Here is a 22,063-nt window from a genome sequence, read left to right on the forward strand (position 1 = left end):
CCTACACCACGGCCATCCGCGCCTCAGTGCTCGCGGCTCTCGGCCGGGGCGGTGAGGCGTCGGCGCTGCGGATGGCCGAGATCGAGCGCGGCAGCCGGAACCCCGCCCTCTACAGCGATGAGGCGAAGGCCCTGCTCGACGCGGGCGACGCCGAGGGCGCGCTCGGCGTGCTCGACCTCGCCGAGGCCAACGGCGCTACCGACTCCTACACCACGGCCATCCGCGCCTCAGTGCTCGCGGCTCTCGGCCGGGGCGCTGACGCGTCGGCGACTCGTCGAGCAACATCATCACGCCGCTGATGCCGTACTTCCCGCTCGTGGTGGTCTACTGCCAGCGCTACGTCAAGAGCACCGACATCGGGACGCTGACCTCGCTGATGATCCCGTACGCGGCGGCGTTCCTCGTGGCGTGGTCGGCATTCCTGCTGCTCTACTGGACCGTCGGCATCCCGCTCGGCCTCAGCGCGTCGTACGCGTATCCCGCGCCGTAGCTGGATCAAACCGGCGCAGCGCAGCCTACAACGGCAGACGCAACCTGCAGAGCCATGCCAGCCTCCTCCGTCAAAGCTGAAGCCCGACGCCTCGTAGACACCCTCCCGGACGACGCGACGTGGGACGACGTGATGTACCGCCTCTACGTCCGCCAGTCCATCGAGCAGGGGCTTGAGGACAGCGACGCCGGGCGCACCGTCAGCCACGACGAGGTGCGGGCGCTGCTGCGGAGCCGCTTCGGCATCGGCTCGGCAGAGTGAGGGTCCACTGGACGAACAAAGCGCTCGATCAACTCCTCGGCATCCGCGAGCAGATCGCTGAGCGTTCCCCGAGAGCGGCGAATCGTCTCGTCGAACGGTTAGCGACACGGGCTGAGCAACTCGACCTGTTCCCGCGCTCCGGCCGCGTCGTGCCCGAGTACGAGCAGGAGAACGTCCGCGAGGTGATCGAGCGACCGTACCGCGTGATCTACCGCGTCAAGCCGGAGCAGGTGGACATCTTGTCCGTGATCCACAGTCGGCGCTCGCTCCCGCCGAATCCGTAGGCTGCCCTTTTTCGGTGAAAGGTGGTCGCTCCGCGTGAGGCGGGGTGGCGAAGGCGCGGGCTTCGGCGTACCATGTCCCAGATCCCCCCTTTCGAAAGACCGACGCAATGGTATACAAAGCCGTCATCGACCTGACGCAGAAGGCGCAGGACGCCAAGCGCAAGCAGCAGGCCCAGGAGCGGTTCCAGGAACCCGACCCCGCCCTCCCGCCCGTAGACGTGGCCGATCTCCCCGAGGCCGTCGCCGACGGCGTGCGCGGCGCGGGGTGGGCGGGCCTGATGCCGGTCCAGCAGCGCGCGATCCCCTACATGCTCGACGGCCAGGACCTGATCGTCCAGGCGCGCACCGGGACGGGCAAGACGGGTGCCTTCCTCCTCCCGCTCCTGGACCTCCTCGACCCGCACGAGAAAGCGATGCAGGCCCTCGTGCTCGGCCCGACGCGGGAGTTGGCGAAGCAGATCCTCGCCGAGTTCGACCGGATGAACGCGGAGCAGCCGGAGGCCGAGCGGCTCCACGCGGTCGCGGTCTACGGCGGGGTCGGCTACGGGCCGCAGATCGACGCCTTTAAGCAGGGCGCCCAACTCGTCGTTGGGACGCCGGGGCGCGTCCTCGACCACCTCGAAAAGGGAACGCTCCGCCTCGACAGCCTCCGCATCCTCATCCTCGACGAGGCCGACGAGATGCTCTCGATGGGCTTCTACCCGGCGATGAAGAAGCTCCAGCGCTACCTCCCGCGCGAGCGCCAGAGCTACATGTTCTCGGCGACGATGCCGTTCAAGGTGCAGCGCGTCGGCGAGGAGTTCCTCGACAAACCGGGCTTCCTCACCCTGTCGTCCGGCCGCGTCCACGTCGACGCGATGGACCACCGCTCGTACAAGGTGAACGCGATGGACAAGGACCGCGCGCTCGTCAGCCTGATCGAGATGGAGAACCCGGACGCGGCGATCATCTTCGCCAATACCCGCCGCGAGGTCGAGTACCTCGCCGCATTCCTGCGCAACTTCGGGCACGACGCGGCCGAGATCTCGTCGGACCTCACGCAAAAAGCCCGTGAGAAGGTCATGGCCCGCCTCCGCTCGGGCGAGCTCCGGTTCCTCGTGGCGACCGACGTGGCCGCGCGCGGGATCGACATCTCGGACCTCTCGCACGTCTTCATGTACGACATCCCGCAGGACCGCGAGTACTACATCCACCGCGCCGGCCGGACCGCCCGCGCCGGCAAGACCGGCGTCGCCATCAGCATCGTCACCCAAGAGACCGAGCGCGTCCTCGACGACATCGCCAAGAAGTACGACATCGACCTCGACAAGCGCGACCTCCCGACCGACGCCGAGATCGCCGAGCGGGTCGGGCAGCGGCTGGTGGTGCTCCTCGAGGAGCGCCTGCGCGAGCGGACGCGGATGGAGCGCGAGCGGATGCAGCGCTTCGTCCCCCTCGCCCAGCGCCTGATCGCCGACGAGGAACCGGAGCTCTTGGCGATGCTCCTCGACGAGGTCTACCACGAAAGCCTCCACGCCTCGGCCTCGGTGTCCGAGGCGCAGGAGCGCCAGGAGCCGCGCCCGAAGGGACGAGATTCACGCGGTCGTAGTCGCGGACGGCGGTAGCGATGCGCGTCCTCGTGCTCTTCCTCGCCTTCGCCGCCGGAGCCATCGCCCAGCCGTACCGCGCGTACACCGCCACCGGCGACTCGGTCTCGGTCGAGGCCGTCGCTGAGGCGATGACCGAGGCGGAGGTCGTCTTCCTGGGCGAGCAGCACGACGACGCGGTGGCGCACGCGCTCCAGTTCCGCCTCCTCCGGGCAGTCGACTCGCTCGCCCAGGCGCAGGGCCGCCCGCTCGTGCTCGCGCTCGAGATGTTCGAGCGCGACGTGCAGGGCGTGCTCGACGAGTATCTCGCCGGGCTGGTCCGCGAGCGCGACTTCCTCGCCGCCGCCCGGCCGTGGGGCAACTACGAAACCGACTACCGCCCGCTTGTCGAGTACGCCCGTGAGCGCGGCCTTCCGGTCGTGGCCTCGAACGCGCCGCACCGCTACGTCAGCCGGACCTCACGTCTCGGCTCCGAATCCCTCGACGTACTCTCAGCCGAGGCGAAGGCGACGCTGCCGGCGCTGCCCGTCGCTCCGGCGTCGGCCGCGCTCGACGCCGAGTTCACGGCGGTGATGCAAGGGATGATGGGCCACGGCTCGGCACACACGCCCCCCGCCGACTCGGCCGGTTCGGACTCCACGAAAGCTCCTGCTGCCTCGGTGGCTGCGCCGGTGCATGGCGGGGCGATGGCGATGCCGACAATGGCGAACATGCTCGCCGCGCAGAACCTCCGCGACGTGTCGATGGCCGGGGCGATTGCCGACGCGCTCGACGCGGATTCGAGCGCGCTCGTGGTCCACGTCAACGGGACGTTCCACAGCGAGGGCGGCCTCGGCATCCCCGAGCACCTCGCCCGGCTGCGGCCCGGCACGCGCGTGCTCCTCGTCACGATGAAGCCCCGCGACACCTTCCCCGCCTTCGACCCCACGGCCTTCCGCACCGACGGCACCGGCTTCGTTGTGGTCACCGACCCGGCGGGGCAGTAGGCGCGGTGCCCGTCCTGGAGAGGGCGACCACATAGGGTCGCCCCTACGCGGTCGGTGTGGAACGCGGCGGCCTCGGCAACGCGATCCGCTTGTCCCGTCCTCTGTCCGCCGTCCTCGGTATTTTATCCGCCTGTATCCATCCAGCCCAACGCCATGCGCCTCTCCCTCTGCCTGAGCCTCTGCCTCTTGACCTTCGCCGCCTGCGCCGACACCCCCGACCTGGAAGCCGACCCGGACGCAACCGCCTCGGACGTCGAGATGACGATGCAGCAGCGCCTCGACCAGTACACCCCGGTCCGCCTCACGACCGACATCGAGCTGACCGAGAACGAGCGGGCGATGATTCCGCTCCTCATCGAAGCCTCGGACGCGATGGACGAGGTCTTTTGGATGCAGGCCTACGGCGACCGCGACGAACTCCTCGGCCGCCTCGACGGCCCGGCGCGGGAGTACGCGATGATCAACTACGGCCCCCACGACCGGCTCGACGGCGACGGGGGGTTCCTGCCCAGCGTGGGGGACAAGCCGCTCGGCGCGAACTTCTACCCGGCCGACATCACGAAGGAGGAACTCGAAGCCGCCGCCGAGGACAACCCGGAGTTGCTGAGTCTCTACACGATGGTCGAACGCGACGCCGACGGTAACCTCGTCGCCGTGCCTTACCACGAGGCCTTCGCCGCGCAGCACCAGCTCGCCGCCGAGAAGCTACGCGAAGCCGCCGACCTTGCCGAAGACCCAGGCCTGGGGCGCTACCTCCGCCTCCGCGCCGATGCCCTCCTCACGGGCGACTACCAGCCGAGCGACCTCGCGTGGATGGACATGAAGGACAACACGATTGACTTCGTCGTCGGGCCGGTCGAGACCTACGAGGACCGGCTGATGGGGGCGAAGGCGGCCAACGAAGCCTACGTCCTCGTCAAGGACAAAGCCTGGAGCGAGCGCCTCGCCCGCTACGCCACGCTCCTGCCCGAGCTTCAGCGCGGCCTCCCCGTCCCGGACGAGTACAAGCAGGAGGAGCCTGGCTCGAACGCCGACCTCGGGGCCTACGACGTGGTCTACTACGCCGGCGACGCGAACGCGGGCTCGAAGACGATTGCCGTCAACCTCCCGAACGACGAAGAGGTGCAGCTTCAGAAGGGCTCGCGGCGGCTCCAGCTCAAGAACGCAATGCGGGCCAAGTTCGACCAGATCCTCGAGCCGATTGCCGACGAGCTGATCGTCCCCGAGCAGCGCCAGCACGTCACCTTCGACGCCTTCTTCGCCAACACGATGTTCCACGAGGTCGCCCACGGCCTCGGGATCAAAAACACGCTCGACGGCAGCCAGACGGTCCGCGAGGCCATCCAGGAGCACGCGAGCGCGCTCGAAGAGGGCAAGGCTGACGTGCTCGGGCTCTACATGATCCAGGCGCTGCATGCCGACGGCGAGGTCGGCGGCGAGCTGATGGACAACTACGTCACCTTCCTCGCCTCGATCTTCCGCTCGACCCGCTTCGGTGCCTCGTCCGCACACGGGCAGGCGAACCTGATCCGGTTCAACTACTTCCTCGAAAACGGCGCGTTCTCGCGCAACGAGGTCGGGCGCTACCAGATCAACGAGGACCGCGTCGGCGCGGTCGTGGACATGCTCAGCGAGCAGATCCTCCGCTTCCAGGGCGACGGCGACTACGACAGCGTCGCGGCCTTCATCGAGGCGTACGCCCAGATCGGGCCGGACCTGCAGAACGACCTCGACCGCTTGCAGGAGGCGCAGATCCCCGTAGACATCGTATTCGAGCAAGGCGCTGACGTACTTGGCCTGTGATCGTGATCCACCCACAACGGACGGCGCTGAGGACTCTCATGTCCACCGTCTAGCGAGGAGGATCGAAACAGCCTCGAACACGCACGTTGTGTAGGACCGGGAATGAGGGTCGAAGCGAGTGAGCGGTAATTATCCGTCCACGAACAGAAGTGAGAACATCGCAGCCGTCGTCGCAAGAGACGACAGGCACATGATTACAAGCCTTATCTTCCTGTGCTGACGGTAAAGCTGGGCATACTGTACTGTGGTCCGGAGGCCAAAGATGGTAAAAAGCACTATCAGTATATCTAAGACCTAAGTACACGACAAAACTTGGAAGGTGCGGCGTAGCTGTCTTGATTCACCGTGAACCAACAGCCTCGTCAGGCCATCGAGGCCCGTGCGGAAGAGCGAACGGCGAGGGCGACCATGCGAGGCGCGACGCGCCGGGCGCACGAGCACTCGCCACCGGCCCACCGAGAGCACCCACACCAGCGCGACGGCGAGCACCCCGAACAGACGCTCGATGCGCTCCGGGGCTGCTAGGTGCGTCGCCTCCAGGTCGAAGCCTCGGCCCTTGAGCACACCGAACATGGTCTCGATCTGCCAGCGCTGACGGTAGAGCACCTCGGCCCGGTTGGGACAGCGGTTCGAGATCAGCACCCACACTGAGCCGTCTCTGCGCGTGGCCGTCACGAAGCACGCGGTCCCGTAGACCTGCCACTTCCCGCGCAGACGCCGCCGACCACCGTCCCGGAGCAGCGCGAACAGCGGGGCCGCTTGGTAGGCTACGCCTGAGGCTACGCCTGAGCCGACGCACTCGAGCCAGGCGTTCTTGCGCGCCCGGATCACGAAGCAGACCCCGCGCCGGTCAAGCCAGCCGAGGAAGTCTTTGCCGATGAACTCGCGGTCGCCGAGCAGGGCCGCCACGCGCTCGGGCGGCGAGCGCTCGAAGAGCGCCGTGAGCAAGGCGATGCGTTCGGTCTGGTGGCTCGATCCGCGCTTGCCGAGCGCGCGCCACGCCAGCGGCACGACCACGCCGTGCTGGAGGTAGCCGACGACGAGCAGGTTGTGCGTTGCCCGGCGGTCTTCCACTCGGTGCGGCCGAGCGCGAGCGTGAGCGGCTCGTCCGGGGCAAGGCTCAGCAGTAGGCCGTGGAGGCGCTCGGCGTCGAGGGCGACCTCGGCGAAGAAGCGCTGGAGGCGGCGGTAGGCGCTCATCTCGTGGGTGCGCCCCGGTAGGGCGAGGCAGAGGCGGGCGAGGTTGGTGGTGCGGAACCGGACGAGCGCCAGCACGAGGGCAGCGAGGGTGAAGAGGCGCGCACGGTGGAGCCGAAGGTGGGGTTGCAACACGGCCATAAGAGCGTTAACGTCAGACATGGGGCGGGCTTGGCAGATGGTGAGGCTCGGGCGTCGAAACCACAAGCTAGCTATCTTGCCAAGCCCCGCTCCTATGCGGGCTTATCTCGTTTTGTCGTGTACAGAGATCTAAGACACTATTTTCTGACACTGATTCTGAAGCGATGTTTTGAATTTAACGGGTGGTGTCTATTTTTTCGACGCACTGACGAAGCTAGGATAAGGTAACGTCCCTAGAGCACGATCACTTCTACCGCTCTTCTCCTCAGCCGAGCAGATCGGCGACGGAGTCTAGCACGAGGTCGATCTTCGGCGCGCCGCCTAGATCGGCCTCGCGGAACTTGCCGGTGCGGACGAGCACGCCGGTCAGCCCGGCCCGCTGCGCGGCGCGCACGTCGGTCTCTGCGTCGTCGCCGACGAGCGCGACGTCCGATGGGTCCAGCCCGAGATCTGCGACGGCATCGAGAAAAAACTGCGGCTCGGGCTTGCCGACGACGGTGACGTCTTTGCCCGTGGCGTATTCGAGCGCTGCGACAAACGCGCCCACGTCGAGTTGCAGCCCGCCGTCGGTCTGCCAGTAGCGCGTCCGCCCGAGCGCGACGAGGTCGGCCCCGGCATGGACCAGTCGGAACGCGCGGTTCAGGGCCTCGAACGTCCAGTTCGTCCCGAGATCGCCAAGCACGACGGCGTCCGGCGACTCGTCGCTCGTCGGAATGCCGTCGAAGTCGGGCCGCGTCGCGTCGGGGACGAGGAGGTGGGCGCTCGCGCCGCGCTCGCGGAGGAGCCTCGCCGCCGCGTGGGGCGGGCTGACGATGAGCGCCTCGCTAGAGGGAAACCCGAAGGCGTCCAGCTTCGCCGCCACGTCGGCGCGGCAGCGCGAGGTGGTGTTCGTGACGTAGCGAAACGGGATGCCCGCCTCGGCCAGCGCTCGCACCGTCTCGATGGCCCCAGGGATGGGAGCACCAGAGGCGTACAGTGTCCCGTCGAGGTCGAGGAGCAGGCCGCGAACGCCGGCGAGGTCGGGGTGGAGCATATCGCTTCTCATCTGTCGGAGACGCGCACGTCCCAGATCGTCACCTGCGCTTCGTTGAAGCGGTAGAGCGTGAGGACAGCCGGGATACCGAGCGACGGGTAGGGCCCGATCTTGAACAGCCAGGTGTCGGCGTTCGGGAAGGGCATCTGCTCGGCGTAGCGGTTACCGGGGTTCCGCGCGAGTTGCCACTCCACCTACTGCATAATGCTAGGCAAGCGCGGGTAGCGCTCGGCTTGCTCGTCGACGTGGTGTGCGGCGACCTCTTCGTAGACCACCGAGCGCGGCGGGCCGGTCGCGTCGTCGCCGAGGTCGGGGAACGGGTCCACCCCTACCTCCGGCTCGCAAGATGCTGGTCTGCCCAGCGCACGTCGTCCGGGTTGATCTCCCCGACGAAGTGACTGAACGCTGTGTAGTAGGGTAGCTCCTCCCCGATCCGGGCGCTCTGCCAGACCAGCCCGTGCGAGGCTTCGCTGATCTCGCGCGCCGTGTAGTTCTGGCAGATGTCGTCCAGGGTCTCCTCCACAATCGCGATCTCGTCTGCCGTAAACGACTGGACGCTCGGGCGGCGCAGTGAGACGTAGCGGTACTGCCGGTACCGCTGCCCGGAGTAGACGTGGAAGCCTGATGCCTCGGCGATGGCGAGCGCCTGCTCCGCCTTCAACTCTTCCAGCACCTCGTCGATGTGAGCCGAGACGGGGCCGTATTGGTGCTTGACGTAGACCTCGCCCGTGATCGGTGCGCCGAGCGCGACGTAGGCCTCGATGTCCGAGTAGTAGAGAATCTTGTTCAGCTTCGTCTTGCCCAGCCGGTCCTCCGGGGCACGGTGGCAGACGTAGTGCACGAGCGCCTTCAGCTTCTCTCGGTCGAGCGATATGTCCGGGGCAGGCGTCATGGCGGAAGTATACGCTGGGGTCGCAGAACGTTTCACGGCGTTTCACGGCGCTCGATGTAGCGCGTATCGCCCGCAGTCTACCTCAGCTTCACTCGGACGCTCAGAAGCGGAGGATGAAGGCGGTCTCGATGCCCGGCTCGGAGCGGACGGTGAGCGTGCCGCCGTGGAGCCGGAGGATCTGACGGCTCAGGCTGAGGCCGATCCCGCTGCCCGTCGTCTTGGTGGTGAAGAACGGGACGAAGATGCGCTCGCGCGCCTCGGGCTCGATCCCTGGCCCGTTGTCCTGCACCTCGATCATCACCTGCCCTGTCTCGCCGACGCGGGCCCGGAGCGTGATGCGGGCGTCGGGCTGCCCGGCGAGCGCCTGCATCGCGTTGAGCAGGAGGTTGATCAGCACCTGCTCGATCAGCTCCTCGTCGGCGGCCAGCTCCAGCGTCGGGGGGACGACCTCGACCACGAGCGCGACGCCCTGCTCGGCCATCGAGGTCCGCAGGAGCGTCCGCACGTTGGCGAAGAGGTCGGCAATGGGGAAGAGCGCGAAGGTTGGCTTCGGGATCTTGGTGAGGCTGCGGTAGGACTCGACGAAGTGGATCAGCCCCTGGCTCCGCCGCTCGATGGTCTGGAGCGCCTCGCGGGCGTCGCCGAGCGGCACCTCGGCTTCTCCGTTGCGGTGCAGGAGTTGGTTGGCCGTCGCCGCGAGCGAGGCAATCGGCGCGACCGAGTTGACGATCTCGTGGGTGAGTACGCGCGTGAGTTGCTGCCATGCCTCCATCTCCTTCTCTTCGAGCTCGCTGCGGATGTCCTGGAGCGAGACGAGCGTGTGGGGCTCGCCGGCGAGACGGAACTGCGCGGCGTGGACGGCGAGGTCGAGCACGCGGTCGCTGCGCTCGACACGGACGAGAGTGCGCTCGCCGGAGCCGAGGGCGGGCAGCGTCTCCACGAGCCGCGAGCCGAGCGGGGCGAGGCCGCTGACGTGCCGGAGGCGGGGCCGCCCGAGGAGCCGCTTCGCTGCCCGGTTGAAGAGGATCACCTCGCCGTCCGCCCGAAACGCGATCAGCGACACGCCGACGTGCCGGACGACGGTCTGGAGCACCTGCGCCTGCTCCTCGCGCTCGGTGCGAAGCTGCCGGAAAGCGTCGGAGACCTCGGCGAAGCGGTCGGCGATGGCCTCGAACATCGGCCCCTGGCCGCGCGCCGGGACCGTCAGCGAGAGGTCGTCGTAGCGGATCGCTTCCAGGAAGCGGAGGAGGTCGCGCGGCGTGCGCTCGGTGTAGCGGACGAGCGCCCAGGCCTGCCACAGCCCGGCGAGCACCGCGAGCACCGTCACCCCGATCCACGTCGCCGGCCCCGCAGCGGCGAGCCACACCGCCGCTCCCACCGTCGCGCACAGCGCCACGAGGCGGAGCGCGAGCTGGACGCGGTAGCGGCGGAGCAACCGGCGGAGCCTGGGAGGGGCCGTCATGGCGAGGTTACCGGATTTGCGCTGAAGAGATGATGGCGAATGAGGATAGAGAGTAGAGGATAGAAGATGGGAAAGCAATCCCGAGCGCAGAGCCACCGTCGGTGCTCACCAGCGATCCTCCATCTTCGACCCTCTATCCTCCTTCAAAGCCCGTACTTCTCGATCCGGCGGTAGAGCGACTTGCGCGTCAGGCCGAGGGCCTCGGCGGCGCGGCTGATGTTGCCGCCGTGCTTCGAGAGCGCCTTGCGGATCACCTCGCGCTCGACGGCTTCGAGGTCGAACGACTCCAAGGCCAAGAGCGCCTCGCCGCGCTCGGCGTCGAGGCTGTCGTCGGACGGGGCGGAGAACATCAGGTCGGCCGGCTGAAGCGTCGACGTGTCGGAGAGGATCACGGCGCGCTCGACGGTGTGCTGGAGTTCACGGACGTTGCCGGGCCAGGTGTAGCCCTCCATCTTCTCAAGGGCCGCCTCGGACAGTCCGGCGACCGGCTTGTCGTACTTCCGGGCGTAGACTCCGGCGAAGTGCTCGGCGAGGAGGCCGAGGTCGCCGTCGCGCTCGCGCAGCGGCGGGAGCCGGACCTCGACCGTGTTGATCCGGTAGAGGAGGTCCTGCCGGAACGTGCCCTCCCGGACCGACTCGTAGATCGGCCGGTTCGTTGCCGAGACGAGGCGGATGTCGACCGGCCGCGCCGCCGCAGAGCCGACGCGCGTGACTTCGCGCTGCTGGAGTACGGTGAGGAGCTTCTGCTGCTGCACCGGCGGGATGTTGCCGATCTCGTCGAGGAAGAGCGTCCCGCCCGTTGCCACCTCGAAGCGGCCCGCCCGGTCGTCGTCGGCCCCGGTGAAGGCCCCCTTGACGTGGCCAAAGAGCTCGCTCTCGAACAGGCTCTCCGAGAGCGCGCCGAGGTCGACCCCGACGAAGACCTCGTCGGCGCGGCCTGAGAAGCGGTGGAGGGCGCGGGCGACGAGCTCCTTGCCGGTCCCGTTCTCGCCGAGGATGAGGACATTGGCGTTCGTCGGGGCGACCTTGCGGACGGTCTCGAAGACGGCCTGCATCGCCGCGCTCTGGCCGATGATCTCGCCGAGCCGGCCGTCGAGGTCGTCGCCGAGGGCGTCGCGCTGGGCGCGGAGTCGCTCCGCCTCGGCGCGCGTCCGCCGGAGCCGGGCCGCCGCCGAGATCGTGGCGACGAGCTTCTCGTTCTGCCACGGCTTCGTCACGAAGTCGAGGGCCCCGCGCTTCATCGCCCGCACCGCGAGGTCCACGTCGCCGTAGGCCGTAATCATCACGACCGCCGCCGCCGGGTCGAACGTCAGGATGCGGTCGAGCCAGTGCAGGCCTTCTTTGCCGGACGAGGCGTCGCGCTGGAAGTTCATGTCGAGCAGGATCGCGTCGAAGGCCTCCTCGCGGAGGAGCGCCGGGAGCGCGTCGGGCGAGGTCGCCGTGGTGACGTCGAAGCCGCGCCCGCCGAGGAGGAGGCGGACGGCGGTGAGGATGTCCTCGTTGTCGTCGATGATGAGGGCGCGAGGGGACACGGTCGGTGGACGGTGAGACGGTGAGACGGCGGACGGTGAGACGGTAGACAGACGGGTACCGTAGGGGCGAACGGCGTTCGCCCTGACTGTGGCACCCCGTCCGGGTCATGCACCAACGCTGTGCCTTCGCGCTGAGGCATCGGCACGCCGCAGCGGCAGGGCGTGCGGTGGGCGCTGGCGCACGGTCGGTGTGCGGGAGCGCACAGTCCGAGAGCGAAAATAGGGGCGATGTGGTAGAATAGGGGAGGTGCCGGGCCTGGCATACCCGTTGCCATTCGATATTCCATCACTCCGCCTTCCTGCTTCCCACTCATGCCCGACGACCGGACCTCGAAACCGACGACCTCTGCGTCGCAAAACGGTATCCTCTCCCAGCCCATCGGTTCGCGCTCCGGTGGCGGTGAGGGGGTGGACCGCCGCGTCGAGAAGAAGACGTGGACGCCGAAGCGGATCGCGCTCGTCGCTGGGGTGCTCGCGCTCGTTGCACTCGTCGCGTGGGCCTTCCTTTCGCAGCGCGGCGGGCGGCGCTACAACGTCGAGGCCGACCGGCTGACGATCTCGACCGTCGAGCGCGGGACGTTCCAGGAGTATGTCTCCGTCACCGGCTCCGCGCTCCCGATCCGGACGATCTACCTCGACGCCGTCGTCGGCGGGCAGGTCCAGGAGCGGTACGCCGAAGAGGGGGCGGTCGTCCAGGCGGGCCAGCCGCTCGTCCGGCTCTCGAACGACAACCTGACGCTCCAGACGCTCGGCAACGAGGCGCAGCTCACCGAGCAGATCAACAACATCCGCAACACCCGCCTCGCCCTCGACCAGAACGAACTCAACCTCCGCCAGCAGCTCACCCAGCTCGAGTACGACCGCACCCGGCTGCGCCGCGAGTACGAGCGCAACCGCGACCTCTTCAGCCAGCGCGTGATCGCCGAGCGGGAGTTCGAGGAGGTCCGCGACGAGTACGAGTACACGCAGCAGCGCCTCGAACTGACGCGGCAGGGCTACCGCCAGGACTCGCTCGCGCGCGCACTCCAGCTCGCCCAGATGAGCGGCCAGCTCGCCCGGCTCCAGCAGAACCTCGCGCTCGTCCAGCAGGCGATGGACAACCTCGTCGTCCGCGCCCCGATCGCGGGCCAACTCTCGGCGCTCGATGCCGAAATCGGGGCGAGCCGCCCGGCCGGGTCCCGGATCGGGCAGATCGACGACCTCGACGGGGTCAAGGTCCGCGTGCCGATCGACGAGCACTACATCGCCCGCGTCGCGCCGGGCCAGCGCGGGCAGGTGACCGTCAGCGGCGCAACCTACACGCTCGACGTCGCGAAAGTCTTTCCCGAAGTCGTGAACGGACGGTTCGAGGTGGACATGGAGTTCGCCGGCGCTGTGCCGGACGTGCGGCGCGGCCAGAGCCTCCGCATCCGCCTCGAGCTCGGCGAGTCGGCCGAGGCGCTCCTGCTCCCGCGCGGCGGCTTCTTCACGACGACGGGCGGCAACTGGGTCTACGTCCTCACCGGCGGCGGCGGCGAGGCCGTGCAGCGCCCGATCCGCCTCGGCCGCCAGAACCCACAGTTCTTCGAGGTCGCCGAGGGCCTCCAGCCCGGCGACCGCGTCGTCACCTCGGGCTACGACACCTTCGGCGACGCCGACCGCCTCGTGCTGAAATGAACGTTTGTAGGGCCACACCGCCGGTGTGCCCCTACGCCACCCATCCAACCCGATACCCATGACCCACATCGACATCTCCGACCGCCGGCCGCTGATCCGCACCGAAGGGCTGCGCAAGGTCTACACGACCGACGAGGTCGAGACGACGGCGCTCGCGAACGTCACGCTCGACATCAAGACCGGCGAGTTCATCGCGATCATGGGGCCCTCGGGCTGCGGCAAGTCGACGCTGCTCAACATCCTCGGCCTCTTGGACCAGCCCTCGGGCGGGCAGTTCGTCTTCGACGGCACCGACGTCTCGGGCGCAGGCGAGCGCCGCCGGGCCGACCTCCGCCGGGGCACGCTCGGGTTCGTCTTCCAGAGCTTCAACCTGATCGACGAGCTGACGGTCTACGAAAACGTCGAGCTCCCGCTGCTCTACCTCTCGATCTCGTCGAAGGAGCGCAAGGAGCGGACCGAGGCCGCGCTCGACCGGGTCGGGATGGCGCACCGGCGGGACCACTTCCCGCAGCAGCTCTCCGGCGGCCAGCAGCAGCGCGTCGCCATCGCCCGCGCCGTCGTCGCCAGCCCCCAGCTCATCCTCGCCGACGAGCCGACGGGCAACCTCGACTCGACCAACGGCGACGAGGTGATGAAGCTGCTCTCCGAACTCAACGAGGCCGGGGCGACGATCGTCATGGTGACGCACTCCCCGGCCGACGCCGAGTTCGCGCACCGGGTCATCAACCTCTTCGACGGGCAGGTGGTGAGCGAGCACTTTATGGAGAAGGAGTACGCGCTCCCGCACCAGCAGAGCGACCCGAGTCCCCAGCAGAACGAGCAGAACCCCTCGTAACCAGTCACCTAACCGCCTGGGCCATGAAAACCCTCCTCGCTGTCCTCGCGCTCCTCGCCCCGCTCACAACCGTCGCCCCGACCGACGAGCCGCTCGCACTCACCGACGACCTGGTCGGGACGTGGCAGGTGGACCTCCGCCCGACCCCCGACGCCGAGCCGTACTACCAGGAGCTCATCATCTCCTCCGTGGCCGACGGCGCGCTGGCCGGCGTGTTCTACGGATCGGCGGTGCAGTTCGGCCGGGTGAGTCTGGGGCAAGATGGGGTCGTCTTCGCTTTTGTGACGATGGACCGCTCGTCGCGCTACGTCACCACGGGTCGCCTCGTCGACGGCCGCCTGGAGGGCGTGACGTACTCGCCCGACCGCGACCTGCTCCAGTCCTGGCAAGCCGAGCGCTCGGGAGAGTAACGCGTCTGACCGGCGCTCCGCCTGCCATGTGGAAGAACTACCTCAAGACCGCCCTCCGCGCACTGCGCCAGCAGCCCGGCACGACGGCGATCACCATCGTCGGCCTCGCGGTCGGGATGGCGGCGTGCCTGCTGATCGCGCTGTGGGTGCAGGACGAACTGAGCTACGACCGCTTCCACGCCGACGCCGACCGGACGTACCGCGTCCTCCGCGAGTTCGACATTCCCGACCTCCAGGCCACAATCGGGACAACGCCGTCCGCGCTGGCCCCCGCGCTGGAGGACGGGGTCGCCGCCGTCGACCTGGCGGTGCGCGTGCTTCGGACCGCGCCCGTCGTCGAGCGCGGCACGTCGACGTTCGTCGAGCCGGACGTCCTCCGGGCCGATGCCGCGTTCTTCGACGTGTTCTCGTTCCCGACTCTGCGCGGCGAAGCCCGGCTCGGCCAGCCCGGCACGGTCGTCCTCACGGAAGCGATGGCAGCGAAGTATTTCCCCGGTACCGATCCGCTCGGGCAAACGCTGCGCGTCGGGGGCGAGGACCTGGAGGTGACGGCGGTGGCGGCGAACGCGCCCGCCAACTCGCACCTGCAGTTCGATTTCGTCGCGCCGCTCGGGACGACGGACATGGGGTGGGGCTATAACAACTACGCGACCTACGTGCGGCTCCGTGACGGGCAGCCGGCCGGTGCCGCCCTCGCCCAGATCGCCGAGGTCATCCAGCCCCATACGCAGGCCCGGAACGAGCGCGAGGCGGCCATGATCGGGGGCGGCGACGCGTTCATCCCGCACCTCCAGCCGATCACCGGCATCCACCTCGGGCACGGCGTCCCGGTTGAGATCGAGTCGAGCGGCAACGTGCTCTACGTATTCATCTTCGCGGCGCTGGCTGTCTTCATCCTGCTGCTGGCCGGGATCAACTTCGTGAACCTCGCCACGGCGCGGTCGGCGGAGCGGGCGAAGGAGGTCGGGATGCGCAAGACGCTGGGGGCAAGCCGGGGGCAGCTCGTGCGGCAGTTCCTGAGCGAGTCGGTCCTGCTGAGCCTGGGCGCGCTCGTGCTGGCCCTGGGCCTGAGCAGCCTATGCCTGCCCTTCCTCGAACAGCTTTCGGGCAAGGCGCTGAGCCTGGGCGCTGTCCTCGGCGGACCGCAGGCGCTGTGGACTGTCGCGCTGGCGCTGGCGGTGGGCCTGCTGGCGGGCGGCTACCCGGCGTTCGTGCTGAGCGGTTACCGGCCGGCGCGCGTCCTCAAAGGTGCGGGGCGCGACGGGCGCGGCGGCCACCGGCTGCGCCAGGGCCTCGTGGTCTTCCAGTTCGCGCTCTCGATCGCGCTCCTGGCAGGCACGGCCATCGTCTTCAGCCAGCTCGACTTTATGCAGAGCCAGGGCCTCGGCTTCGATCAGGCGAACGTGCTGCTGATCGAGGAGGTGGAGACGCTCGACGGACGGCGGGCGGCGTTCGAAGACGAGATCGCGGCGTTGCCGGGGGTCGAGGGCGTCACGTCCGGCTTCTCGGTGCCGGGGAGGCTCTTTATGAACTCGATGTGGCCGGCGATGGAGCCGGGCGGCGAGGCGCACAACCTCGACTACTCGTTCGTCGACTTCGACTACACCGACCTGTTCGGCATCGAGATCGTGGCCGGGCGCAGCCTGTCGCGGAGCCTGGCGACGGACTCGTTCTCGGTGCTGATCAACGAGGCCGCCGCGCGCGACTACGGCTGGTCGCCGGAGGAGGCGCTGGGCCAGACCTTGATGCGCGACGAGCGCAGCGACCGGCCGTACCGGGTAGCCGGCGTGACTGAAGATTTCCACTACCGCTCGCTGCACGCAGAGGTCTACCCCCTGGTCCTCTTCGGGCCGCTCCGGGACCCGCGCTACGTCGCCGTCCGCCTGGCGCCCGACCGGGTGCCGGCCACGCTCGAACAGATCGACGCACGGTGGGACCGCTTCTCGGACCTGCCGTTCGCCTACTCGTTCCTCGCCGACAACCTCGCGGCGCAGTACCGCACCGAGGAACGGCTGTCGGCGCTGTTCGGGGTGTTCGCCGGCCTCGCGGTGCTGATCGGCTGCCTCGGGCTGTTCGGGCTGGCGGCCTACACCGCGCAGCGGCGGACGAAGGAGATCGGCGTGCGCAAGGTCCTCGGCGCGAGTGTCGCCCACATCGTGGCACTGCTCTCGAAGGACTTCGTCGTCCTCGTCCTCGTCGCCTTCGCCCTGGCGGTGCCGGTGGCGTACCTCGCCATGCAGCGCTGGCTGGAGGCCTTCGCCTACCGGATCGACCTCAGGCTGGGGCTGTTCGTGCTGGCGGGCGGCCTGGCGCTCGCCGTCGCGCTGGTGACGGTGGGCTACCAGGCTGCGCGGGCCGCGCTCGCCGACCCGGTCGAATCGCTCCGCTACGAGTAGGGGTTTGATTAATCAAACCCCTACAGACCTCTTCTCTCCATGCTTAAGAACTATCTCAAGGTCGCCCTCCGCACGCTGCGCAAGCAGAGGCTCTACGGCACCATCAACGTCGCCGGCCTCGGGATCGGGCTGGCGGGCTGCCTGCTCATGGGGCTCTACGTCTGGGGCGAACTCGCCGTGGACGGCTTCCACGCGAAGGCCGACCGCATCGTTCGGGTCGTGCAGGACACGCCATCGGGCAGCACCGCGAAGACGGGCGGCGCGCACGCGGCCCTGCTCGAAGCGAGCGCGGCCGGGGTCGAGGCGACCGCTCGGCTGGTGCCGTGGGAGCGGACGATCTCGGTCGGCGACCCGTCGGCAGGCGCAGGGCAACCTCTCGGCAGCAAGAGCCGGGGGCCGTTCGACGAGCCGCAGTTCGCCTACGCCGACCCGTCGTTCTTCGAGGTGTTCTCGTTCCGCCTCGCGTCCGGCGATCCCGCGACGGCGCTCGCGGAGCCGGGGACCGCCGTGCTCACCGAGGCGACGGCCGAAAAGTACTTCGGCGACGCCGACCCCATTGGCCGGACGGTCTGGATGTACGACGAGTACAGCGACCCCGACCAGATCCCCCTCGTCGTGACCGGTGTGCTGGCGGATGCGCCCGGCCGCTCCCACCTCACGCTAAGCGTGCTCTCCTCGACGCTCACGATGGAACGTCAGTACGGTCCGCTCAGCCAACTCGGCTGGCCGGGCCTCTACACCTACGCCGTGCTGGCCGACGGGACCGACCGGGCGGAGACCGCGGCGCAGACCACGACGGCGCTCGTCGAACGGCTGGAAGCCGACGCCTCCGAAGCGCCCGCGCTACGGCTGCAGCCCCTCGCGGATATCTACCTGCACCCCCAGGAGCGGGGCGAGGCGGGCGTGGGCGGATCGAGGACGCTGGTGTACGGGCTGGCCGGGATCGCGCTCATCGTGCTGCTCCTGGCCTGTGCCAACTTCACGAATCTCGCTCTCGTCCGGGCCGTGGCCCGCATGAAAGACGTGGGCGTCCGCAAGGCGATGGGCGCCCAGCGCTCCCAACTCGCCGCGCAATCCCTCACCGATTCGCTGCTTCTGGCGGGAGGTGGCCTGCTCGTGGCGCTGGGGCTCGTGGTGACGGTACGACCCTACCTAGACACGGTGGTCGGGCACCCGCTGGATGTGGCCGCCCCCGGGGGGCTCGTAGCCCTAGCCCTGGTGGGGATCGTCGTGCTGACGGGACTCGTCGCAGGCGGCTACCCGGCCCTCTTCCTCGCCGGGCAGCAACCGGCAGAGGCGATCCGGGGCCGCACGGGCGGAGGGTTCGGCGCGGCGCGGCTGCGCTCCGGCCTCGTCGTCTTCCAGTTCGGCACCTCCGTTGCGCTCGTGATCGTGGCACTCGTCATCTACCAGCAGCTCGACCATGTGCGCTCGCTCGACCTCGGCTTCGATCAGGAGCGTATCGTGACGATCTCGGCGGACGGGGCGCGGCGCAGCTTCGAGCCACTGCGCGAGGCGCTCTCGGCACAGCCGGGCGTCCTCGCCGTATCGGGCGTGAACGGGACGCCGGGCCTTCAGGAGGTGCGGACCGGCCTCGTGGTGCGCCGGGAGAGCCGGCACGACGTGCCCGTCAGCACGCAGGCCGCCGCCCCCGGGTTCTTCGAGATGATGGACATCGGGGCCACGGCCGGACGCCTCCCGGCGTGGGAGGCTCAGGAGACCGCATCGGACCGGGCGCTCGTACTCAACGAGACGGCCGCCACAGCACTCGGGCTGGGAGAGGCCGCCGTCGGGCAGGCCGTGCGGATCGTCGAGCCGGGCAACGAGGCGAACAACCCGGGCCTGACCGGGACGGTGGCGGCGGTCGTGCCCGACTTCCACCACGGGTCGCTGCGGACGCGCATCCCAGCGGCGGTGTACTTCTCGGCGCGCTCCGTCGACGTAGCCGAACTCTACGTGGTCTCGGATGTCCTCGTCAAGCTCGCGCCGGGGGCGACGGCGGACCAGCTTCAGCGGCTCGAAACGGCGTGGCAGAGCGTGCTGCCGAACCACCCGTTCGAGGCGACCTTCTTGGACGCGCGAATCCAGGCGCAGTACGAGCGCGACCTGCGCCTCGGCCGCGCCGTCGGCCTCTTCGCCGGGTTTGCCGTGTTCATCGCCTGCCTCGGGCTACTGGGGCTGGCCGCGTTCGCGGCGGAGCAGCGGACGAAGGAGATCGGGATCCGCAAGGCGCTCGGGGCTACGGCGGGGAGCATCGTCCGCCTCCTCTCGACGGACTTTGCGAAGCTCATGCTGACCGGTGCCGTCGCGGCTGCACCCGTGGCGTGGTGGGTGGCAAGCCGGTGGCTCGATGGGTTCGCCTACCGCATCGGCCTCGGGCCGGGGCTGTTCCTCGTCGCCGGGGGTCTCGCGCTTGTCGTTGCCCTCGCGACGGTCGGCGTGCAGGCGCTCCGCGCTGCTACCGCTGACCCGGTCCGGGCGCTCCGCTACGAGTAGCGCGGGCTGGAGGCTGCGCGCTGACGCACAGCCGGTGTGCGTTGGCGCACAGTGTCCTCGTCCAGTTTCTGCGCACGGGGCACGCAAGGGCGTGCCGATCCAGGTGGCACCGCGCTTGTGCTGGTGCGGGGACCTCTACTTCCCTACTGCCATGCTGAGGAACTACTTCCTGACCGCCCTCCGTGCCTTCCGCCGCGAGAAGGGCTACGCCTTCATCAACGTCGCGGGTCTCGCGGTCGGCCTCGCGTGCGCCGCGCTCATCTTCGGGTATGTCCGCCTGGAGCAGTCCTTCGACGACTTCCACGAGCGGGGCGACCGGACTGTCCGCGTCGTTCAGCAGCAGCCGGGCAGCGCGTTTATGGGACGCGACCGGTTCGCCGTCACGCCGGCCTCGCTCGGGCGGGCGCTCCGCGAGGAGGCCCCGGAGGTCGAGGCCGCGGCGACGCTCGGCAGCAACCCGAACACGCTCCTGATCGCGGGCGAGCAGCGGCTGATCGAGGACGGCCTCTGGACCGACGGCCATTTCTTCGAGGTCTTCAGCTTCCCCCTCCTGCGCGGCGACCCGCAGACGGCCCTCGCCGACCCCGAGGGCCTGGTGCTGACCGAGACCCTCGCGCAGAAACTCTTCGGCACCGCCGACCCGCTCGGCGAGGCGATGGAGGTCTCGTTCTTCGACAGCCTCTACACCTACACCGTCACCGGCATCGCGGCCGACGTGCCCGCGAACTCGCACCTCCAGTTCAGCTACCTCCGCGCGCTGGGCGGCAGCCCGGACTACCGGCGGAACGAGGACAACTGGGTCAACAGCGGGTTCTACTCCTACGCCGTGCTCCGCCCGGACGTGACGACGGCAGCCTTTGACGAGCGGGTCGGGGCGATCTACGGTCCGCGCGAGGAGCTGGACGAGGGCGAGGAGCCGACGCGGCTCTACGCCCAACCGCTGGGCACCATCCACCTGCGCTCCGACCTCAACTTCGACCCGGCGGAACAGGGCGACGCCCGGCTGGTGGCGCTGTTCTCGGCGATCGCACTCGTGATCCTGCTCCTCGCCTGCGTCAACTATACCAACCTCGCCGTGGCCCGCTCTGCGCAGCGTGCGCGCGAGGTCGGGATGCGGAAGGTGGCTGGGGCGACGCGCGGGCAGATCATGACGCAGCACCTGGCCGAGTCGGTGCTGACGGCGCTCGCGGCGCTCGGCCTCGGGCTGGGGCTGGCGTGGCTGGCGCTCCCGCTGTTCGAGTCGTGGATGGAGCGCGACCTCGGGCCGGTGGTCTTCAGCGCGCCGTCGCTCTTCGCGCTCGCCGGCCTGGCGGTGGTGGTGGGCCTCGCAGCGGGCCTGTACCCGGCCGTCGTGCTGACGGGGATGCAGCCGACGCGGGTGCTGAAGGGGCTGAACCTGCTCCCGGCGGGTCGGCTCCGGCTGCGCTCGCTGCTGGTCGTGGGGCAGTACGCCTCGGCGCTCGTCCTCGTGATCGGGAGCCTCGTGATCTACCGGCAGCTCGACTTCGTCCAGAGCCGCCCGCTCGGGTTCGAGCGCGAGCACATCGTCGCCCTCGACGCGCGCGACCTTGACGCAGACGCCCCCGACACGGGCCGGAGCGTATGGTCGTTCAAGCAGGAGGTCGAGCGCCTCCCCGGCGTCGTTGGCGTGGCGGCCTCGTCGCACCTGCCGACGACCGTGGGGTCGCAGACCATCCTGTCCTCGTGGACCGGCCGCGAGGGTTCGGGCGACGACTTCTACATCTACCAGACCCAGGCGGACTCGGACTTCCTCGAGCTTTACGACATGGCGCTCGTCGCGGGCCGCCCCTTCACCTCGGACGTGCCGACCGACACCGTGGTCACGGTCATCCTCAACGAGACCGCGGTGCGCGCGCTCGGCTGGACGCCCGCAGACGCCGTAGGCCGGACCCTCGGCAACGAGTACAGAGGCCGCGACGGGTACACCGTGATCGGTGTGGTGCGGGACTTCCACCTGCACTCGATGCACCGGCCCATCGAGCCGCTGATGCTCGTGCGGTCCGACGCCTGGATCCGCCACCTCGCGGTCCGCATCCGTCCCGAGCGGATGCCCGAGACCCTCGATGCCATCGGCGCGTCGTGGCAGACGTTCTCGGTCTACCCGTTCGAGTACCAGTTCCTCGACGAGCGCTTCGACCGGCTCTACGCGGACGAGCGTAGGCTGGGCGAGGGCGTCATCGCCTTCACACTCGTTGCCCTCTTCATCGCGTGCCTCGGGCTGTTCGGGCTGGCCGCGTTCACGGCGCAGCGGCGGACGAAGGAGGTCGGCATCCGCAAGGCGCTCGGGGCCTCGGTCGGGAGCCTGGTCGGGCTGCTGTCGAAGGACTTCCTGAAGCTCGTCCTCGTCTCGCTCGTCGTGGCTGCGCCGGTGGCGTACCTCCTGATGAGCCGGTGGCTCGACGCCTTCGCCTACCGGATCGAACTCGGCCCTGGGCTGTTTCTGGGTGCGGGCGTGCTCGCCGTCGCCGTCGCCCTGTTAGCCGTGTCCGGGCAGGCCCTCCGCGCCGCCTCCGTCGACCCCGTCAAGGCGCTTCGTTACGAGTAAGAGCGCAGCATGCTGCACCCCCACGAGACATCGTTCCT

At 69.1% G+C, this 22,063-nt stretch carries 19 protein-coding genes and 1 pseudogene; 13 read left to right on the forward strand and 7 right to left on the reverse strand.

What is annotated here, in order from left to right; translation table 11 throughout:
* The 7 genes and pseudogenes from AAGI91_04050 to AAGI91_04080 all read left to right on the forward strand — a co-directional run.
* Nucleotides 1-299, forward strand: a 299-nt coding sequence (locus AAGI91_04050) for a hypothetical protein (GenBank protein ID MEM1041782.1), incomplete at its 5' end; no start/stop codon positions are given.
* Nucleotides 260-490, forward strand: a pseudogene (locus AAGI91_04055) (AbgT family transporter). The gene AAGI91_04050 and the pseudogene AAGI91_04055, both read left to right, overlap by 40 nt.
* Nucleotides 491-544: 54 nt before the next feature.
* Nucleotides 545-751, forward strand: a complete 207-nt coding sequence (locus AAGI91_04060) for a hypothetical protein (GenBank protein MEM1041783.1) — start codon at nucleotides 545-547, stop codon at nucleotides 749-751.
* A complete protein-coding gene (locus AAGI91_04065) occupies nucleotides 748-1,035 on the forward strand; it encodes a type II toxin-antitoxin system RelE/ParE family toxin (protein MEM1041784.1) in 288 nt (95 codons plus the stop codon). The genes AAGI91_04060 and AAGI91_04065 overlap by 4 nt, the downstream gene beginning before the upstream one ends.
* A 107-nt stretch (nucleotides 1,036-1,142) precedes the next feature.
* A complete protein-coding gene (locus tag AAGI91_04070) occupies nucleotides 1,143-2,639 on the forward strand; it encodes a DEAD/DEAH box helicase (protein ID MEM1041785.1) in 1,497 nt (498 codons plus the stop codon).
* A gap of 2 nt (nucleotides 2,640-2,641) precedes the next feature.
* Nucleotides 2,642-3,607, forward strand: a complete 966-nt coding sequence (locus AAGI91_04075; GenBank protein MEM1041786.1) for a ChaN family lipoprotein — start codon at nucleotides 2,642-2,644, stop codon at nucleotides 3,605-3,607.
* Nucleotides 3,608-3,760: 153 nt separating this feature from the next.
* Nucleotides 3,761-5,410, forward strand: coding sequence for a Zn-dependent hydrolase (locus AAGI91_04080; protein MEM1041787.1), 1,650 nt, complete (start codon nucleotides 3,761-3,763; stop codon nucleotides 5,408-5,410).
* Nucleotides 5,411-5,704: 294 nt separating this feature from the next.
* Here AAGI91_04080 and AAGI91_04085 read toward each other — a convergent pair whose 3' ends face one another.
* From AAGI91_04085 to AAGI91_04115, 7 genes are all read right to left on the reverse strand, one after another.
* Nucleotides 5,705-6,484, reverse strand: coding sequence for a transposase (locus tag AAGI91_04085; GenBank protein MEM1041788.1), 780 nt, complete (start codon nucleotides 6,482-6,484; stop codon nucleotides 5,705-5,707).
* A gap of 528 nt (nucleotides 6,485-7,012) precedes the next feature.
* Nucleotides 7,013-7,780 carry a TIGR01458 family HAD-type hydrolase gene (locus tag AAGI91_04090; protein MEM1041789.1) on the reverse strand — a complete coding sequence of 256 codons (768 nt, stop codon included), beginning with the start codon at nucleotides 7,778-7,780 and terminating at the stop codon, nucleotides 7,013-7,015.
* Between the two features lie 8 nt (nucleotides 7,781-7,788).
* Nucleotides 7,789-7,974 (reverse strand): hypothetical protein, encoded by a 186-nt coding sequence (locus tag AAGI91_04095; protein MEM1041790.1) that lies wholly within the window; start codon nucleotides 7,972-7,974, stop codon nucleotides 7,789-7,791.
* A complete protein-coding gene (locus AAGI91_04100) occupies nucleotides 7,975-8,106 on the reverse strand; it encodes a hypothetical protein (protein MEM1041791.1) in 132 nt (43 codons plus the stop codon).
* Between the two features lie 2 nt (nucleotides 8,107-8,108).
* Nucleotides 8,109-8,672: a Panacea domain-containing protein gene (locus AAGI91_04105; protein MEM1041792.1), complete on the reverse strand. Its 564-nt coding sequence runs from the start codon at nucleotides 8,670-8,672 to the stop codon at nucleotides 8,109-8,111.
* Between the two features lie 100 nt (nucleotides 8,673-8,772).
* Nucleotides 8,773-10,134 carry an ATP-binding protein gene (locus tag AAGI91_04110; GenBank protein MEM1041793.1) on the reverse strand — a complete coding sequence of 454 codons (1,362 nt, stop codon included), beginning with the start codon at nucleotides 10,132-10,134 and terminating at the stop codon, nucleotides 8,773-8,775.
* A gap of 143 nt (nucleotides 10,135-10,277) precedes the next feature.
* Nucleotides 10,278-11,666, reverse strand: coding sequence for a sigma-54 dependent transcriptional regulator (locus AAGI91_04115; GenBank protein ID MEM1041794.1), 1,389 nt, complete (start codon nucleotides 11,664-11,666; stop codon nucleotides 10,278-10,280).
* A gap of 312 nt (nucleotides 11,667-11,978) precedes the next feature.
* On the opposite strand from AAGI91_04115, the gene AAGI91_04120 reads away from it, so the two are divergent.
* The 6 genes from AAGI91_04120 to AAGI91_04145 all read left to right on the forward strand — a co-directional run bounded on the left by AAGI91_04120 (nucleotide 11,979) and on the right by AAGI91_04145 (nucleotide 22,025).
* Complete coding sequence (locus AAGI91_04120) at nucleotides 11,979-13,322, forward strand: HlyD family efflux transporter periplasmic adaptor subunit (protein MEM1041795.1); 1,344 nt, start codon at nucleotides 11,979-11,981, stop codon at nucleotides 13,320-13,322.
* Between the two features lie 91 nt (nucleotides 13,323-13,413).
* Entirely contained in the window at nucleotides 13,414-14,157 is a 744-nt protein-coding gene (locus AAGI91_04125) for an ABC transporter ATP-binding protein (GenBank protein MEM1041796.1), read from the forward strand.
* 23 nt (nucleotides 14,158-14,180) lie between these two features.
* A complete protein-coding gene (locus AAGI91_04130) occupies nucleotides 14,181-14,567 on the forward strand; it encodes a hypothetical protein (GenBank protein MEM1041797.1) in 387 nt (128 codons plus the stop codon).
* Nucleotides 14,568-14,593: 26 nt separating this feature from the next.
* The gene (locus AAGI91_04135; GenBank protein MEM1041798.1) at nucleotides 14,594-16,963 is read left to right on the forward strand and encodes an ABC transporter permease; all 2,370 of its coding nucleotides are present in this window, start codon (nucleotides 14,594-14,596) and stop codon (nucleotides 16,961-16,963) included.
* Nucleotides 16,964-17,002: 39 nt separating this feature from the next.
* Entirely contained in the window at nucleotides 17,003-19,459 is a 2,457-nt protein-coding gene (locus tag AAGI91_04140; GenBank protein MEM1041799.1) for an ABC transporter permease, read from the forward strand.
* Between the two features lie 151 nt (nucleotides 19,460-19,610).
* A complete protein-coding gene (locus AAGI91_04145) occupies nucleotides 19,611-22,025 on the forward strand; it encodes an ABC transporter permease (protein ID MEM1041800.1) in 2,415 nt (804 codons plus the stop codon).
* Nucleotides 22,026-22,063 lie beyond the last annotated feature (38 nt).

Source organism: Bacteroidota bacterium (assembly GCA_038746285.1).
GTDB lineage: Bacteria > Bacteroidota > Rhodothermia > Rhodothermales > JANQRZ01 > JANQRZ01.

Bases quoted from the DNA above. Each gene is read 5' to 3' on its own strand.
- AAGI91_04135 (MEM1041798.1), top strand. From the start codon at position 14,594: ATGTGGAAGAACTACCTCAAGACCGCCCTCCGCGCACTGCGCCAGCAG.
- AAGI91_04120 (MEM1041795.1), top strand. From the start codon at position 11,979: ATGCCCGACGACCGGACCTCGAAACCGACGACCTCTGCGTCGCAAAAC.
- AAGI91_04090 (MEM1041789.1), bottom strand. From the start codon at position 7,780: ATGCTCCACCCCGACCTCGCCGGCGTTCGCGGCCTGCTCCTCGACCTC.
- AAGI91_04080 (MEM1041787.1), top strand. From the start codon at position 3,761: ATGCGCCTCTCCCTCTGCCTGAGCCTCTGCCTCTTGACCTTCGCCGCC.
- AAGI91_04060 (MEM1041783.1), top strand. From the start codon at position 545: ATGCCAGCCTCCTCCGTCAAAGCTGAAGCCCGACGCCTCGTAGACACC.
- AAGI91_04145 (MEM1041800.1), top strand. From the start codon at position 19,611: ATGCTGAGGAACTACTTCCTGACCGCCCTCCGTGCCTTCCGCCGCGAG.
- AAGI91_04075 (MEM1041786.1), top strand. From the start codon at position 2,642: ATGCGCGTCCTCGTGCTCTTCCTCGCCTTCGCCGCCGGAGCCATCGCC.
- AAGI91_04140 (MEM1041799.1), top strand. From the start codon at position 17,003: ATGCTTAAGAACTATCTCAAGGTCGCCCTCCGCACGCTGCGCAAGCAG.
- AAGI91_04105 (MEM1041792.1), bottom strand. From the start codon at position 8,672: ATGACGCCTGCCCCGGACATATCGCTCGACCGAGAGAAGCTGAAGGCG.
- AAGI91_04070 (MEM1041785.1), top strand. From the start codon at position 1,143: ATGGTATACAAAGCCGTCATCGACCTGACGCAGAAGGCGCAGGACGCC.
- AAGI91_04130 (MEM1041797.1), top strand. From the start codon at position 14,181: ATGAAAACCCTCCTCGCTGTCCTCGCGCTCCTCGCCCCGCTCACAACC.
- AAGI91_04110 (MEM1041793.1), bottom strand. From the start codon at position 10,134: ATGACGGCCCCTCCCAGGCTCCGCCGGTTGCTCCGCCGCTACCGCGTC.